This is a genomic window from Oceanibaculum sp., from assembly GCF_022449305.1.
GTDB lineage: Bacteria > Pseudomonadota > Alphaproteobacteria > Oceanibaculales > Oceanibaculaceae > Oceanibaculum > Oceanibaculum indicum.
The window spans coordinates 1-15,853 of record NZ_JAKUSO010000050.1; the positions used below are offsets into that span (position 1 = coordinate 1).

Consider the following 15,853-nt stretch of genomic DNA (forward strand, 5'->3'; position numbering starts at 1 on the left):
CGGAAGACAAGCGCCGGGATTATCGGGCGGTCGAGATTCCGCCGCGGCCGGAAGACGATGGCGATACCGCGATCGAGGCCCGGGATCTGACCATGCGCTTCGGCGAGTTCACCGCGGTCGATCATGTGAACCTGCGTGTCCCACGGGGTGAGATCTTCGGTTTTCTCGGTTCCAACGGCTGCGGCAAGACCACGACGATGAAGATGCTGACAGGCCTCCTGCCGCCGAGCGAAGGCCGGGCCTGGCTGTTCGGACACGAGGTGGACCCGCACGACCTCGCGACCCGCCGCCGCGTCGGCTACATGTCGCAATTCTTCTCGCTCTACACCGAGCTCACGGTGCGGCAGAACCTGGATCTGCATGCCCGGCTGTTCCACGTGCCCGCTGCCGAGATTTCAGGGCGGGTGGACGAAATGGTTGAACGCTTCGATCTGGCCGCGGTGATTGACAGCTTGCCGGGTCGGCTGCCCCTCGGCCACCGGCAACGCCTATCGCTGGCGGTCGCCATGATCCACAAGCCCGAGATGCTCATCCTCGACGAGCCCACCTCGGGTGTCGACCCGGTGGCGCGCGACGCCTTCTGGCGCATGCTGGTCGAGCTGTCGCGCCGCGACGGCGTGACCATCTTCATCTCCACCCACTTCATGAACGAGGCTGAGCGCTGCGACCGCATCTCTCTGATGCATGCGGGCCGGGTTCTGGTCACTGACACGCCTGCCGCCCTGGTAGGCAAACGCGGCGTGGACAGCCTGGAAGACGCTTTCGTCGCCTATCTGGAGGATGCCGCAGCGGAGGGCGCGGACGAGGCACGCCGGCCGAACGCAACAGCTTCGCTCGATTCGGTCGAGGCGTCGGCAGGCCATGTCGAACCACAGGGCTGGCGGCGCCAGTTCGACCCCCGACGCATGATCAGCTATGCCCGGCGCGAAGGGTTGGAGCTGCGCCGCGATCCCATCCGGCTGACGCTGGCGCTGCTCGGCAGCGTCATCCTGATGTTCGTGATGGGCTATGGCATCAACCTCGATGTCGAGGATCTCACCTTCGCGGTGCTGGATCGCGACCAGACCACCGTCAGCCGCGACTATACGCTCAACCTCGCCGGCTCCCGGTATTTCGTCGAGCGGGCGCCGATTACCGGTTACGCCGATCTCGACCGGCGAATGCGCGAAGGCGACATCAGTCTGGCGATCGAGATTCCGCCGGGCTTCGCGCGCGACATGGCCCGGGGCCGGCGCGTCGAGATCGGCGCCTGGATCGACGGCGCCATGCCGACACGGGGGGAGACTGTCCGCGGCTATGCGCAGGGGATTCATGCCCACTGGCTGGCGACCAAGGCGCGCGAGGCCGGCTACGGCGAGGCTTTGGCGGGGCTCGTCAATATCGAGACCCGGTTCCGCTACAACCCGGACGTCAAGAGCCTGGTGGCGATGGTGCCGGCGGTGATCCCGCTGCTGCTCATGCTGATCCCGGCCATGCTCGCGGCGCTCAGCGTGGTGCGCGAGAAGGAGCTCGGCTCGATCACCAACTTCTACGTCACGCCAACCACGCGGCTCGAATTCCTACTCGGCAAGCAGCTCCCTTACGTGGGCCTGTCCTTCCTGAGCTTCCTGCTGCTCACGCTGCTCGCGGTGACCGTCTTCGGCGTGCCGCTGAAGGGCAGCTTCCTGACGTTGGCGGCGGGCGCGCTGCTCTATGTCGGCGCCGCGACGGCCGTGGGTCTGCTGATTTCCACCTTCATGCGCAGCCAGATCGCGGCGATCTTCGGCACGGCGGTGCTCACCATCCTGCCGGCCGCGAACTTCTCCGGCATGATCGACCCGGTCTCCTCGCTCCAGGGCGTTGGTCGGCTGATCGGCGAGATCTACCCGACCACGCATTTCCTGACGATTGCGCGCGGCACCTTCTCGAAGGCCCTCAACTTCTCCGACCTGCATGCCGCCTTTCTCCCACTGGCGCTGGCCGTGCCGATCCTGATCGGGCTGTCCGCCGCGCTGCTCAAGAAGCAGGAGCGGTAGTCCATGCGCCTTGCCAATATTTTCCATCTCGGTGTCAAGGAGTTGCGCAGCCTCGTCCGCGACCCGATCATGCTTGTGCTGATCGTCTACGCCTTCACCGTTTCGGTCTACACGGCGGCCACAGCCATGCCGGAGACCCTCAACAAGGCGCCGATCGCGGTTGTGAATGAGGATCGCTCGCCGCTGTCATGGCGCATCGTCAGCGCCTTTTACCCGCCCTATTTCGTGCTCCCCAAGGTGATCGACCAGGCCGAGATGGACGCCCGCATGGATGCCGGCCTCGACACCTTCGCCCTCGACATCCCGCCCAACTTCCAGCGCGATCTGCTGGCGGGGCGGCGGCCAACGGTCCAGCTCAACGTCGATGCCACGCGCATGAGCCAGGCGTTCACCGGCAGCGGCTATATCCAGACCATCGTAAGCGACGAGGTGCGCGCCTTCGCGCAGCGTTATCGCGAAGTTCCGGAGTTGCCCGTCGATCTGGCGCTCCGGGTGCGCTTCAATCCCCAGCTCAACAAGTCGTGGTTCGGCGCCATCATGCAGGTCATCAACAACGTGACCATGCTTTCCATCGTCCTCACCGGCGCGGCGCTGATCCGCGAGCGCGAGCACGGCACCGTCGAGCATCTGCTGGTCATGCCGGTCACGCCTTTCGAGATCATGAGCAGCAAGGTATGGGCGATGGGGCTGGTCGTCCTTGCCGCCACCGCCTTCGCGCTCACCGCCGTCGTGCAGAGCTGGCTGTCGGTGCCGATCCAAGGCTCGCTCGCGCTGTTCCTGGCCGGGGCGGCGCTGCATCTGTTCGCGACTACCTCGATGGGCATCTTCCTCGGCACCGTCGCCCGCTCCATGCCGCAGTTCGCCCTGCTGCTCATGCTGGTGCTGCTGCCCTTGCAGATGCTCTCCGGCGGCTCGACGCCACGCGAGAGCATGCCGGAGGCGGTGCAGTACATCATGCTCGCCGCGCCCAACACGCATTTCGTGATGCTGGCCCAGGCGATCCTGTACCGCGGCGCGGGCTTCACCGCCGTCTGGCCGCAGTTCCTCGCCATCGCCGCGATCGGGGCGGCCTTGTTCGGCTTCGCGCTCGCCCGGTTCCGTCGCACCATCAGCACCATGGCTTGAGTATGCAAATGAGACAGGGACAAAAGATCAGGACACCCTCGCCATTGAGAAGATGGTTCACCATCTTGGTGGTGGTTGCCGCAGGTCCTGTAGGTTCTCTTTCGGCTGTTGCGGCCGACGAGACGGAAACCGGCACCCTGAGCCTGGTCTTCGAGAACGATCTCTTCTACGGCACGGACCGCAACTACACGAACGGTGTGCGCGCCTCCTGGCTGTCCGGCCCGGACGGGACGCCTGACTGGGCGCTTGGCGCGGCCCGCTGGTTTCCCCTGTTTCCGGAGGGCGGCACCGTGCGGACGAGCTATGCCATTGGACAAAACATGTACACGCCGGACGACATCGCGCTGCGGAATCCGCCGCGCGACGACCGCCCCTATGCCGGCTGGCTGTACGGATCGGTCGGGCTGATCGCCGAGACCGGCCGTCGGCTCGACCAGCTGGAGCTCACGCTCGGAGTCGTCGGACCGGCCTCGCTCGCCGAACAGACCCAGAAGATTGTTCACGAAATTACAGGTTCTCAGGAGGCGCGCGGCTGGGATACCCAGCTTAAGAACGAGCCGGGGGTTGTCCTGACCTACCAGCGCAGCTGGCGCGGCTTCGTCTCGGAATCGGTCTCTGGCTTCGGCTTCGATGCAACGCCGCATGCCGGCGGCGCGCTCGGCAACGTCTTCACCTACGCCAACGCCGGCCTGATGCTGCGCTTGGGTCAACGCCTGCCGCTCGACTACGGCCCGCCGCGCATCCAGCCGAGCCTGCCGGGCTCGGGCTTCTTCGTGCCGCAGGAGGGCTTCGGCTGGTACCTGTTCGCCGGCATGGAGGGGAGGGCGGTCGCGCGCAACATCTTCCTCGACGGCAACACCTTTCGCGACAGCCGCAGCGTCGACAAGGAGTCGCTGGTCGGCGACCTCCAGTTCGGAATCGCCGTGACCTGGCGGAACGTGCGCCTGAGCTACACCCACGTGCTGCGCACGCGGGAGTTCGAGGGTCAGGACGAGGGCGACGATTTCGGGGTCTTCAGCCTCTCGCTGCGGTTTTGATGTCTGATCTTCGGCGCACGTCGGTGAGTTTTCCCGGAAGTCACAGAAGCGTATTTCATATTCCTCGGCGATGCGGTTCAGCCGGAGTCGCAACATCAAGTGCTGCGGAACACCTTTGCGTGGTCGCGTGCAAACTCCTGAAACGTGCGGACGGGGCGACCGGTGATCTGCTCGACCGTATCGAGTACACCTTCCAGATGTCCGGCAGGGGAGCGGCGTAGAATTCGTTCATCGCATCAGCCAGTATCTCTGTCATTTCCATGGCGGTCATCGCTTGTTTGGCCTGGTCCGGTGAGGTGAGGACATAGTGACTGAACCGCGCCAGGCCGCCTCGGATACCGGGGCGGCGTCGAGCCAGCTGCTTTCTTCCTCCAGCGACCTGTCGCGCGAGGCAGATGCGTTGCGTGCCTAGGTCGCCCAGTTCCTGGCGAGCATCCGCGGCGATACCAGGACAGCGTAGTACAGAGCATCCCTGCCGGTCAGTCGGCTGGCAGGGATGCTCCCGATTTTCATTAGGCGAATCTTATGTGCGCCTTGTGTCTTGTGCGAGTGGGCTATGTTGGATAGTGTCGATGGATAAATAAAAAAGACCTAATAAGTCGTGTGGTCAGATTCCGGAAACCGGGGCATTTCGACGGGCAGACAAATTTGCCGGTCGGAGCAGCACGAGAAGGTCAGGGAAGCAAGGTCCGGGTCATTCTCAGTGCCGCCGATTTCGGGGGTGCACCGCCATCGCGTGGCAAGGAATGTCCGGGCGCGCAGGGAGCGAAACGGGAATGGCGTCAGGCGAATTCGTCCTGGAGACGGACGACCTCAGTAAGGAATTCAAAGGTTTCTTCGCGGTGCGTGGCGTGAACCTGCGCGTCCGGAAGGGCGATGTTCATGCCCTGATCGGCCCGAATGGCGCCGGCAAGACCACCGTGTTCAACCTGCTGACGAAATTCCTGACGCCGACATCGGGGCGCATTCTCTACAAGGGCGAGGACATCACCCGGACCAGCCCGGCCGATATCGCGCGCAAGGGCATGGTGCGGTCCTTCCAGATTTCCGCTGTCTTCCCGCATCTGTCGCTGCTGGAGAATGTGCGCATCGCCCTGCAGCGCGAATTGGGCACCTCGTTCCATTTCTGGAAATCCGACGCCAGCCTGGCGGCGCTGAATGACCGGGCGGAGGTACTGCTGGACGCGGTCGGTTTGACCGAATTCCGCAGCCACATGGCCGGCGACCTGCCCTATGGCCGCAAGCGGGCGCTGGAGATCGCCACCACCCTGGCGCTTGACCCGGAGATGCTGCTGCTCGACGAGCCGACGGCCGGCATGACGCATGAGGATATCGTGCGCATCACCGAGTTGATCGGCAAGGTGGCACAGAACCGCACGGTGCTGATGGTCGAACACAATCTCAGCGTCGTCTCCAATCTGTCGAATATCATCACGGTGCTGCAGCGCGGCGAAATTCTGGCCGAGGGATCGTATGATGAGGTGTCGAAAATGCCCGAGGTGATCAGCGCCTATCTGGGGACCGGCAATGGCTGAGGTGCTGCTGAAAGTCTCGGATCTGCAGGCCTTCTATGGCGAATCGCATATCCTGCATGGCATGAACCTGGAGGTCGGGCAGGGCGAGGTCGTCACCCTTCTGGGGCGCAATGGCGCGGGCAAGACCACGACCCTGCGGGCGATCATGGGCATGGTCGGCCAGCGCAGCGGCTCCATCGCCTTCGAGGGCACGGAGACCATCGGCCTGCCATCGAACAAGATCGCCCGGCTGGGCGTTGCCCTGTGCCCCGAAGAGCGCGGCATCTTCGCCAGCCTGAATGTCGAAGAGAATTTGCTGCTGCCGCCGGTGGTAAAGCCCGGCGGCATGCCGCTTGAGGAAATCTTCGACCTGTTCCCCAATCTGAAGACTCGGCTGAAAAGCCAGGGCACCAAGCTTTCCGGCGGCGAGCAGCAGATGCTGGCGATTGGCCGCATCCTGCGCACCGGCGCCAATCTCCTGCTGCTCGACGAACCGACCGAGGGCCTGGCCCCCGTCATCGTGCAGCAGATCGGCGCGGTCATCCGCAAGCTGAAGGAAAAGGGGCTGACGATCCTGCTGGTCGAACAGAATTTCCATTTCGCGGCCACAGTGTCCGACCGGCACTACATCGTCGAACATGGCAGGGTGATCGACATGATCCCCAATGCCGAAGTCGAGACACAACTCGACAAACTGCACACCTATCTGGGTGTCTGATAACCAAGGGAGGTTACGATGAAACATAGTACAGCGTTGCTTGCGGGCGTTGCGGCTCTGGCGCTTTCGGCCGGTTCGGCCCTGGCGCAGGTTTCCGACGATGTGGTGAAGATCGGCGTGCTGAACGATCAGTCCGGCACCTATGCCGACCTGGCTGGCCCCGGCTCCACCCTGGCCGCTCAGATGGCGGTCGAGGATTTCGGCGGCACCGTGCTTGGCAAGAAGATCGAGGTGGTCTTCGCCGACCACCAGAATAAGCCGGATGTCGGCTCCAGCATCGTCAATCGCTGGATCGATGCCGAACAGGTCGATGTCGTGGTTGATGTGCCGACCTCCTCGGTGGCGCTCGCCGTGCAGGAAATCACAAACCGCAAGGGCAAGGTGCATCTGAATTCCACCGCCGCCACCTCCGACCTGACCGGCAAGGCCTGCTCGCCGACCGGCGTACACTGGACCTACTCCACCACGGCGCTGGCCAATGGCACTGGCAAGGCCATCGTGGCCCAGGGCGGCAAGAACTGGTTCTTCCTGACCGCCGACTACGCCTTCGGCCATGCGCTGGAGCGAGACGTCTCCAAGGTGGTGAAGGAGGCCGGCGGCGAGGTGAAGGGCGTTGTGCGCCATCCCTTCCCGAACCAGGACTTCTCCTCCTTCCTGCTGCAGGCCCAGGCCTCGGGCGCGCAAGTCATCGGCCTGGCCAATGCGGGCGCCGATACCATCAACTCGATCAAGCAGGCCGGCGAATTCGGCATCACCCAGGCCGGGCAGAAGCTGGCCGGGCTGCTGGTCTTCCTGTCCGACATCCACAGCCTCGGCCTGGACACCGCGCAGGGCCTGCAACTGACCACCGGTTTCTACTGGGACATGGATGACGAGGCTCGCGCCTGGTCGAAGAAATTCGCCGCCAGGCATAATGGCGCCATGCCCACCATGGCCCAGGCCGGCGTCTATTCCGCCGTCGCGCATTATTTGAAGGCGATCAAGGAAGCCGGCACCGATGACGGCAAGAAGGTCGTCGACAAGATGAAGGAATTGCCGGTGAAGGATTTCTTCGCCCGCAATGCCAGCCTGCGCGCCGATGGCCGCATGGTGCACGACATGTATCTGGTCGAGGTGAAGAAGCCGTCCGAATCCAAGGGTCCGTGGGATTACTACAAGGTCCTGCGCACCATCTCGGGCGAGGAGGCCTATGGCCCGATGAGCCCCGCCTGCTCGCTCGCCAAGGGCTGAGCGTCACCTGAACGGACCGACGGGGATTGGGATGTTCGAACTGCTCGGCATACCGCCGCAAGTGTTGTTCGGCCAGCTGCTGCTGGGGCTCATCAATGGCGCGTTCTACGCCACGCTGAGCCTTGGCCTGGCCCTTATTTTCGGGCTGCTGAACATCATCAACTTCGCCCATGGGGCGTTGTACATGATGGGGGCCTTCGTGGCCTGGCTGCTGCTCAACATGCTCGGCATCGGCTACTGGCCGTCGCTGTTCCTCGCCCCTGTCCTCGTCGGTCTTTTCGGCATCCTGCTTGAAAAGACCATGCTCAGCCGGCTGTACAAGCTGGATCACCTCTACGGGTTGCTGCTGACCTTCGGTCTGGCATTGATGATCGAAGGCCTGTTCCGGCAGATGTATGGCGTCTCCGGCCTGCCTTATCCGATCCCGGATGCGCTGAAGGGCGGGCAGAATCTGGGCTTCATGTTCCTGCCCAATTACCGTAGCTGGGTGGTGGTCGCCTCGCTGCTGATCTGCTTTGCCACCTGGTTCCTGATCGAGCGTACGAAGCTCGGTTCCTACCTGCGGGCCGCCACGGAAAATCCGGCGCTGGTGCAGGCCTTCGGCATCAATGTGCCGCGCATGATCACGCTGACCTATGGCTTCGGCGTGGCGCTGGCCGGTTTTGCCGGGGTGCTGGCGGCGCCGATCTATTCGGTCAATCCGCTGATGGGCTCCAACCTGATCATCGTCGTCTTCGCCGTGGTGGTGATCGGCGGCATGGGGTCGATCATGGGGGCGATCCTGACAGGCTTCGGCCTCGGCATGGTCGAGGGGCTGACCAAGGTGTTCTATCCCGAGGCCTCGAACACAGTGATCTTCATCATCATGGCGATCGTGCTGGTATTGAAGCCGGCCGGCCTGTTCGGCCGCGCACGGTAAGGGGAGCAGCCGCATGATCCGCATACTCGGTCTCGTCGTGCTGGTGGCTGCCGCCCTGGCGGCCCCCTACTTCTTCTACCCGATCTTCCTGATGAAGGCGCTGTGCTTCGCGCTGTTCGCCTGCGCCTTCAACCTGCTGCTGGGCTATGTCGGGCTGCTGTCCTTCGGGCATGCCGCCTTTCTGGGGACGGCGGCCTATATCACCGGCCATTCGATGAAGGTGCTGGGGCTGCCGCCGGAGCTGGGCATCCTGGCCGGCACTGCGGCGGCGGCACTGGTCGGGCTGGTCTTCGGCTGGCTGGCGATCCGCCGGCAGGGCATCTATTTCGCGATGATCACCCTGGCGCTGTCGCAGATGATCTTTTTCTACGCCCTGCAGGCACCGTTCACCGGTGGCGAGGACGGCATCCAGGCCATCCCGCGCGGGTATCTGCTGGGCTTCATAGACCTGACCAGCGAGATCGCGCTGTATCACTTCGTCCTGGCGATCTTCGTGTTCGGCTGGCTGGTGATCTACCGCACCATCCATTCGCCCTTCGGCCAGGTGCTGAAGGCAATTCGCGAGAACGAGCCGCGCGCCATCTCGCTCGGCTACCGCACCGATCACTACAAGCTGGTGGCCTTCGTGCTGTCGGCGGCGCTGTCGGGCATGGCGGGATCGACCAAGACGCTGGTGTTCCAGCTGGCCTCGCTGACCGATGTGCATTGGCACATGTCGGGCGAGGTGGTGCTGATGACCCTGCTGGGCGGCATGGGCACTGTGTTCGGCCCGGTGGTTGGCGCGTTTCTGGTTGTCAGCATCCAGAATTATCTGGCGCAGATGGGGTCCTGGGTGACGATCATCCAGGGCGGCATCTTCGTGGTCTGCGTACTGCTGTTCCGCCGGGGTATCGTCGGCGAATTCCTGGCGCTGGTCCGCAAGCTGCGCGAGAAGCAGGCCCGGACCGGCTGATCTGGAGAGTGACGCGGCGGGGACAGACTCCCCGCCGCCGATAGCGCCGCCGTGGCAGGGATCGCCGCATCCTCAGCCGATGGCGGTGAGCGGTACGCCGGATGCCATTTCTATGCGCACATGCTGTCCCTTCAGCCAGCCGCTGCTCAGTGCCAGAACTAGGGCCAGGAACATCAATAGGCTACAGGTCTCCTGCACCCACTGGCCTGCTGCCGTTTTGATGGACACCGAGATAGGCTCGTTAATGCTATGCCGGGTGAAGGTTGCAGCTGCTCCATCAGATCACCGGAATTCATAATACATCATCGAGGTACATAAGCTTCACACAAGATTATAGGTGACAAAGCGAAGAGCCGTGCTGTGTTAGAAGATATAAAAGCCGTAAAAGCGGCCATTCAGGAGGATGTCACAATGCAGCGAATACCAATGGAGAGCTACGAGGCGGCCCGCGATGCCTTCCGCTGGGACGTGCCCGAGAGTTTCAATTTCGGCGGCGATGTGATCGACGCCTGGGCGCGCGAGCGGCCCGACCATCCGGCGCTGATCTGGTGCGACGACCAGGGCAATGAGCGCCGGCTGACCTATGCCGATATAGCCGAGCTGTCGAACCGTGTCGCCAATGCGCTGTCGGCGCGCGGGGTGAAGCGCGGCGACCGGGTGATCGTCATGCTGCCGCGCATCCCGGAATGGCAGATGGCGATGGTCGGCTGCCTGAAGCTGGGCGCGATCCCGATCCCCTGCATCGATATGCTGACCGAGCGCGATATCGCCTATCGCCTTGCCAATTCTGAGGCCACAGGAGCCATTACCACCCTGTCCAACATCGGCAAGTTCGCCTCCGGAGACCACTTGCTGGCCAGCCTTTCGGTCGGGGGGGCTGAAGGGCATTGGGAGGATTTCGACGTGGCGCTGGCCGATGCGTCCGACCGGTTCCAGCCGGCCCGCCTGGCTGCCGACGAGCCGGCGATCATGTATTATACGTCGGGCTCCACCGGCCATCCGAAGGGCGTTCTGCACGCCAGCCGGGGGATCTTCGCCTGGCGCGTCTCGGCCTGGTACTGGCTGACGCTGACGCCCGAAGACGTAATGTGGTGTACGGCGGATACCGGCTGGAGCAAGGCCGGCACCTCGATCATCTTCGGCCCCTGGAGCTGCGGCTCGACCGTGGTGTTCTACAATGGCCGCTACGATCCGAAGCTGCGGCTGGAAACGCTGGCGCGCTACCGTGTGACGGTATTCTGTGCGGCGGCGACCGAGCTGCGCCGGCTGGTGCAGGAGGATGTCGCCGGCTACGACCTCTCCGCCCTACGCATGACCGTCTCGGCCGGCGAGAGCGTGAACCCGGAGATCGTGCGCGGCTGGAAGCGCCTAACCGGCGTCGATTTGCTGGATGGCTATGGCCAGACCGAGACGTTGATGACGGTGCTGAATTATCCGCCCTTGCCGGTGAAGCCCGGCTCCATGGGCAAGCCGCTGCCGGGCACCGAGGCGGCAGTAATCGACATGGAGGGAAGGTTCGCCCCCGCTGGTACGCCCGGCCGGCTGGCGATCCGCGCCGATAACCCGCAGATCATGCTGGGTTACTGGAAGGAGCCTGAGCGCACGGCGGCCAATTACATGAAGATCGGCGGCGCGGACTGGTTCCTGACCGGCGATCTCGCCCGCATGGACGAGGATGGCTATCTGTTCTACGAGGGACGCTCGGATGATGTCATCAACTCCGCCGGCTACCGCATCGGGCCGATGGAGGTGGAGAATGTGCTGATGGAGCACGAGGCCGTGGCCGAATGCGCCGTCGTTGCCAGCCCGCACGAGGAGCGCGGCGAGGTGGTGAAGGCGTTCATCGTGCTGAAGGCCGGGCATGTCGGCGAGGATGCCCTCGTGAAGCAGTTGCAGGATCACTGCAAGGCGCTGACCGGCCCCTATAAATATCCGCGCCGCATCGAGTTCACGGCCGATCTGCCGAAGACCGCGTCGGGCAAGATCAAGCGGCGTGAACTGCGCGACCGGGAATTCGCGGCGCAGAGCTTCTTGGCGAAGAAAGAAGATGCCTGAAACTCGGTGAGTTCGACTGTACTCGCTGCCGGATTCTTGCTGAGACCGTAAATCAGGAAATCCTAGTGGTTGGTGAGTTTCGCATTCGCGAAGGTGCATTGCACAAAAAAATGATTTATGACTCGTCGTTCATTTTTTATTGACAACGTTGCTTTCCCAACCCCAAACTCCTGTTGCCCGTCAGGCGTAGCGGCGGGCTACCCAAACAAGAGGGGCCGGCGTGCGAACCTCCTTTCGCCCGAACGGCCTGAGGGAGGAAATCAATGGCCAGTAAAAAGAGCGGCGTGTCGCGTCGCACGATTCTGAAAGGTGCCGGCTCCGCCGCTGCGGCCGGCGCCTTTGCCACCACCATCACCGGCTTTCCCCATATCGCCGGCGCCCAGGCGAAGGTGATCCGTATCGGCATGCCGACCATCCTGTCCGGTCGTGTTGCCATCCTCGGCACCTCCAGCCGCGCTGCCGTGCAGCTGGCGGTGCAGGAATTCAACGCCGCCGGCGGCGTGAACGGGCGCACGGTCGAACTGATCGACCGCGATTCCAAGGGTCGCCCGGACGAGGCCGCCAAGGTCACGCGCGACCTGATCAACAATGACGGCTGCGAGATCATCATCGACGGCGAGGCGTCGTCCGGCTCCTTCGCGGTGCAGGAGGTGATTCGCGACATTCCGGTGCTCTGCCTTCACACATGCTCGGAATCATCGACCCTCACGGCCGATCCGAAGCTGCATGTGAAGACCGCTTTCCGCAGCGCCCGCCAGGGTATCCATGACGCGGTGGCCGGCGGTAAGTATGCCTCCGTCATCTCCAAGGCCAAGGGCCTGAAGAAGTGGATGACCTGTTCGCCGGATTACGCCTATGGCCGCGATAACACGGCGGAATTCCTGGAATACCTGAAGGTCTTCGATCCCAATGTGGAGGTTGTCGACCAGGTCTGGCCGAAGCTGTTCCAGCCGGACTACACCGAGAACATCACCAAGATCCTGCAGGTGAAGCCGCAGGCGATGTATTCAGCGCTTTGGGGGGGGGATCTCGTTGCCTTCATCGAGCAGTCGAACCTCTACAGCCTGTTCAACAACATCACCTTCTTCTCTGGCGGGCTCGGTGATCCGCCCGTGCTGACCGCGATCAAGAACCTGCCAGCCGGGCTGAACACGGTCTATCGCTACAACCGGTTTTACCCGGACAAGCCGGGCAATCAGGCCTTTGCCGAGGGCTATAACGGCATCGCCAAACAGGAGCCGACCAACTGGTCCTGGCAGAACCGCCTGGCCTGTCATTTCATCTTCGAAGCCCTGAAACGGACCAACGGCAAGACTGACGGTGCGGCGCTGGCGGCCGAGGTGAAAGGCATGGAGCTGGATTCGCCCTTCGCAGTGGAAGACAAGATCACCATGCGGGCGGACGATCACACCATCATCGGCTATCCGGCCGCCTGGGGTGTGACGAGCAGCAAGTTCCCATATGTCGAGAACTTCACCGCGCCTGCGTGGTCGGAAATCATCCAGCTCGAAGGCGAGTGGAAAAAGCGGAAAGGGTACGCCTGACGCACCTTGCGGCATCCGGGGAAGATATTCCCCGGATGCCGCTCCTTTTTTCCACGGAATTTACGGGAGAACGGCCTTGGAGCTGGAAGCGCTTGCGGGCTGCCTGTCGTCGATATCCTGCGCGGTGACGCAGGTCTCGACCGGGCTGATCATCGGTATGTTGTTGTTCCTGGTGGCATCGGGCCTGTCGCTGATCTTCGGCGTGCTCGGCGTCATCAATTTCGCGCACGGCTCCTTCTATATGATCGGGGCGTATTTCGCTTTCAGCGCCTATCAGCTGACCGATAGTTTCACCCTGGCCATCCTGTCCGGCGCGCTGGGCGTCGGCATTTTCGGCATGGCCTTCGAGCGGCTGTTCATGAGCAAGGTCTACGGTCGCGACGTGCTGATGCAGCTTCTGGTCTGCTACGCCTTCATCCTGATCCTGGATGACATGGTGAAGATCCTCTACGGCGCGGAATACCAGCTTATGGGCATGCCGGATGCCTTCGCCTTGCCGCCGCTGCAGGTCGCCGGCGGGTACATCCCGTCCTATTACGTCTTCATGATCGGCATTTCGGCGGTTGTCGGGCTGGTGCTCTGGCTCGGCATCGCCAAGACGCGCTTCGGCAAGGTGGTGCGGGCCGCCGCGATCAACCCGACCATGGTCAGCGCTTTGGGCATCAACACGACGCTGCTCTACGCCTTCGTCTTCGGCATTGGCAGCCTGCTGGCCGGCACCGCCGGCGCGCTGGCCGCGCCGATCCGCACGCTGACGCCGGGCATGGGGCTGTCGATCCTGATCGAAAGCTTCATCGTCACCGTGATCGGCGGCATGGGTTCCATCGTCGGCGCTTTCATCGCGGCCCTGCTGATCGGGCTGACGCGGTCCTTCGGGTCGATGGGTTTCCCGCTGTTCGTCGATGGCATGATGTTTGCCGTGATGGCCCTCGTGCTGATCGTGAAGCCGAGTGGCCTGTTCGGCCGGCCGGTGCAGTGATGCTGGGCCGATCTTCCCTGCGCGACCTCGCCTGGGCCGGCTTGCTGCTGGCCGGGCTGCTGGTGCTGCCGATCCTGGTGCCGCATCCGGCGATGCGCGATTTCGTGATCTATGTCATCGCCTATGGCCTGCTGGCCATGTCGCTGAACCTGCTGGTCGGCTTCACTGGTCTGGTGTCCTTTGGCCATGCCGCCTATTTCGCGTCGGGCGCCTATATCTTCGGCCTGCTGATGCAGTCGGGAAATGTCTCCCTGCCGGTGGCGATGCTGGCGGCGGTGGGCGGCACGGCGCTGCTGGCGCTGGTGATCGGCGCGATCTGCGTGCGGTTGAAGGAGATCTATTTCGCCTTCCTTACGCTCGCCTTCCAGATGTTCATCCACTCGATCATCCTGACCTGGGTGTCGCTGACCGGCGGCGACCAGGGGCTAATGGGCGGCATCCCGCGCCCGGTCTTCCTGGGTGTCGACCTGAACGACAGCATGACGCTCTACATCTTCTGCACCGTGGTGTTCATCGTCTGCCTGGTGATCATGCGCCAGATCGTGCAATCGCCCTTCGGTTATACGCTGCGGATGATCCGCGACAACCCGCAGCGCGCCAATTTCCTTGGCGTGAACGTGGTGCGCATGAAGCTGGCGATCTTCGTCATCGCCGGCACCATGGCCTCGGTCGGCGGCATCATCCTGGCGCTGTTCGTCTCGGGTGCCTATCCGGAATTCGCCTTCTGGACGATGTCCGGCGAGGCGATTGTCATGATCATGCTGGGCGGCACGCAGCTTTTCCTCGGCCCGTTCGTCGGTGCCATCCTATTGCAGACCCTGAACCATTTCGTAACGATCTATACCGAACATCACGGGCTGGTGCTGGGTGCCATCATCCTGGTGTTCGTGCTGGGGCTGCGGCGTGGCCTGGCCGATTTCGTCTATCTCTGGTTCCAGGATCGCCGGACCAGGAAGCTTGAGAAGGAGACCGGTCGATGAGCCACACTCTCGAGGGCAGGGTCGCCGTCGTCACCGGCGGGGCCAGCGGCATTGGCGAGGCCTGTGCGCGTGATCTGGCCGCACGCGGCGCCCGACTGGTGATTGCCGATATCAACGAGGCTCTTGCGAAGCAGGTCGCCGCCAGCCTGAAGGGCGCGATCCATGCCCGGCTGGACGTCACCAGCGTCGACGACACCGAGGCGCTGGCCGAGCGTGTCGCCCGCGAGATGGGGCCGACCGATATCCTCGTAGCCTCCGCCGGCGTGCTGCAACCGCCGCTGCCGCCGGAAGAGCTGTCGATGGAAATCTGGGACCGGGTCATCGCGGTCGACCAGCGCGGCGTCTATGTCAGCAATGTCGCTTTCGGCCGGCGCATGGCGTTGCGCGGTGCCGGGTCGATCATCAACATCGCCTCGGTCACCAGCTTCCGCTCCGCGCCGCTGCACGCCTATGCCCCGGCCAAGGCGGCGGTGGTGTCGATCACCCAGACCCTGGCCACCGAATGGGGCCGCTCCGGCGTGCGGGTGAACGCCATCGCCCCCGGCTATGTGCTGACCCCGGCATTGCAGGCCGCCATCGACGATGGCAAGCGCGATCCGAAGGCGCTGGAGGAGAACTCTGCCTTTGGCCGGCTGATCCGCACCGAGGAGATCGCCAAGGCGTGCAGTTTCCTCGCTTCGGACGATGCCTCGGGCATCACCGGCGTCGCCCTGCCGGTGGATGGCGGCTGGCTCGTCGCCCCGCCCTGGCACACCTATGGCGGCGTGCCGCCGAAGCGGGGTTAG

General features: G+C 63.5%; 13 protein-coding genes. All 13 read left to right on the forward strand.

Annotated features, from left to right (window positions below; all coding sequences use genetic code 11):
• A partial coding sequence (gene rbbA, locus MK313_RS13740) for a ribosome-associated ATPase/putative transporter RbbA (protein WP_287782248.1) occupies positions 1 to 2,015 on the forward strand: 2,015 nt, incomplete at its 5' end.
• A gap of 3 nt (positions 2,016 to 2,018) precedes the next feature.
• Positions 2,019 to 3,140, forward strand: a complete 1,122-nt coding sequence (locus tag MK313_RS13745; RefSeq protein WP_008944208.1) for an ABC transporter permease — start codon at positions 2,019 to 2,021, stop codon at positions 3,138 to 3,140.
• Between the two features lie 68 nt (positions 3,141 to 3,208).
• Positions 3,209 to 4,177, forward strand: coding sequence for a lipid A deacylase LpxR family protein (locus MK313_RS13750; RefSeq protein ID WP_237740181.1), 969 nt, complete (start codon positions 3,209 to 3,211; stop codon positions 4,175 to 4,177).
• A 776-nt stretch (positions 4,178 to 4,953) separates the two neighbouring features.
• Positions 4,954 to 5,712 (forward strand): ABC transporter ATP-binding protein, encoded by a 759-nt coding sequence (locus MK313_RS13755; protein ID WP_008944210.1) that lies wholly within the window; start codon positions 4,954 to 4,956, stop codon positions 5,710 to 5,712.
• The gene (locus MK313_RS13760) at positions 5,705 to 6,409 is read left to right on the forward strand and encodes an ABC transporter ATP-binding protein (protein WP_008944211.1); all 705 of its coding nucleotides are present in this window, start codon (positions 5,705 to 5,707) and stop codon (positions 6,407 to 6,409) included. The genes MK313_RS13755 and MK313_RS13760 overlap by 8 nt, the downstream gene beginning before the upstream one ends.
• Before the next feature lie 18 nt (positions 6,410 to 6,427).
• Complete coding sequence (locus MK313_RS13765) at positions 6,428 to 7,639, forward strand: ABC transporter substrate-binding protein (protein WP_040706992.1); 1,212 nt, start codon at positions 6,428 to 6,430, stop codon at positions 7,637 to 7,639.
• Positions 7,640 to 7,670: 31 nt separating this feature from the next.
• Positions 7,671 to 8,558, forward strand: coding sequence for a branched-chain amino acid ABC transporter permease (locus MK313_RS13770; RefSeq protein WP_008944213.1), 888 nt, complete (start codon positions 7,671 to 7,673; stop codon positions 8,556 to 8,558).
• A 13-nt stretch (positions 8,559 to 8,571) separates the two neighbouring features.
• A complete protein-coding gene (locus MK313_RS13775) occupies positions 8,572 to 9,510 on the forward strand; it encodes a branched-chain amino acid ABC transporter permease (protein ID WP_008944214.1) in 939 nt (312 codons plus the stop codon).
• Between the two features lie 411 nt (positions 9,511 to 9,921).
• On the forward strand, positions 9,922 to 11,565 hold the full coding sequence (locus MK313_RS13780) for an acyl-CoA synthetase (RefSeq protein ID WP_202802366.1): 1,644 nt from the start codon (positions 9,922 to 9,924) through the stop codon (positions 11,563 to 11,565).
• Positions 11,566 to 11,828: 263 nt separating this feature from the next.
• Positions 11,829 to 13,109: an ABC transporter substrate-binding protein gene (locus tag MK313_RS13785; protein WP_008944216.1), complete on the forward strand. Its 1,281-nt coding sequence runs from the start codon at positions 11,829 to 11,831 to the stop codon at positions 13,107 to 13,109.
• Between the two features lie 76 nt (positions 13,110 to 13,185).
• Entirely contained in the window at positions 13,186 to 14,088 is a 903-nt protein-coding gene (locus tag MK313_RS13790; protein ID WP_008944217.1) for a branched-chain amino acid ABC transporter permease, read from the forward strand.
• Positions 14,088 to 15,068, forward strand: coding sequence for a branched-chain amino acid ABC transporter permease (locus MK313_RS13795; protein WP_008944218.1), 981 nt, complete (start codon positions 14,088 to 14,090; stop codon positions 15,066 to 15,068). The genes MK313_RS13790 and MK313_RS13795 overlap by 1 nt, the downstream gene beginning before the upstream one ends.
• Complete coding sequence (locus MK313_RS13800; protein ID WP_008944219.1) at positions 15,065 to 15,853, forward strand: SDR family NAD(P)-dependent oxidoreductase; 789 nt, start codon at positions 15,065 to 15,067, stop codon at positions 15,851 to 15,853. The genes MK313_RS13795 and MK313_RS13800 overlap by 4 nt, the downstream gene beginning before the upstream one ends.

Coding starts and splice junctions, on each gene's coding strand:
- MK313_RS13745 (WP_008944208.1), top strand. CDS start 2,019: ATGCGCCTTGCCAATATTTTCCATCTCGGTGTCAAGGAGTTGCGCAGC.
- MK313_RS13755 (WP_008944210.1), top strand. CDS start 4,954: ATGGCGTCAGGCGAATTCGTCCTGGAGACGGACGACCTCAGTAAGGAA.
- MK313_RS13760 (WP_008944211.1), top strand. CDS start 5,705: ATGGCTGAGGTGCTGCTGAAAGTCTCGGATCTGCAGGCCTTCTATGGC.
- MK313_RS13765 (WP_040706992.1), top strand. CDS start 6,428: ATGAAACATAGTACAGCGTTGCTTGCGGGCGTTGCGGCTCTGGCGCTT.
- MK313_RS13770 (WP_008944213.1), top strand. CDS start 7,671: ATGTTCGAACTGCTCGGCATACCGCCGCAAGTGTTGTTCGGCCAGCTG.
- MK313_RS13775 (WP_008944214.1), top strand. CDS start 8,572: ATGATCCGCATACTCGGTCTCGTCGTGCTGGTGGCTGCCGCCCTGGCG.
- MK313_RS13780 (WP_202802366.1), top strand. CDS start 9,922: ATGCAGCGAATACCAATGGAGAGCTACGAGGCGGCCCGCGATGCCTTC.
- MK313_RS13785 (WP_008944216.1), top strand. CDS start 11,829: ATGGCCAGTAAAAAGAGCGGCGTGTCGCGTCGCACGATTCTGAAAGGT.
- MK313_RS13795 (WP_008944218.1), top strand. CDS start 14,088: ATGCTGGGCCGATCTTCCCTGCGCGACCTCGCCTGGGCCGGCTTGCTG.
- MK313_RS13800 (WP_008944219.1), top strand. CDS start 15,065: ATGAGCCACACTCTCGAGGGCAGGGTCGCCGTCGTCACCGGCGGGGCC.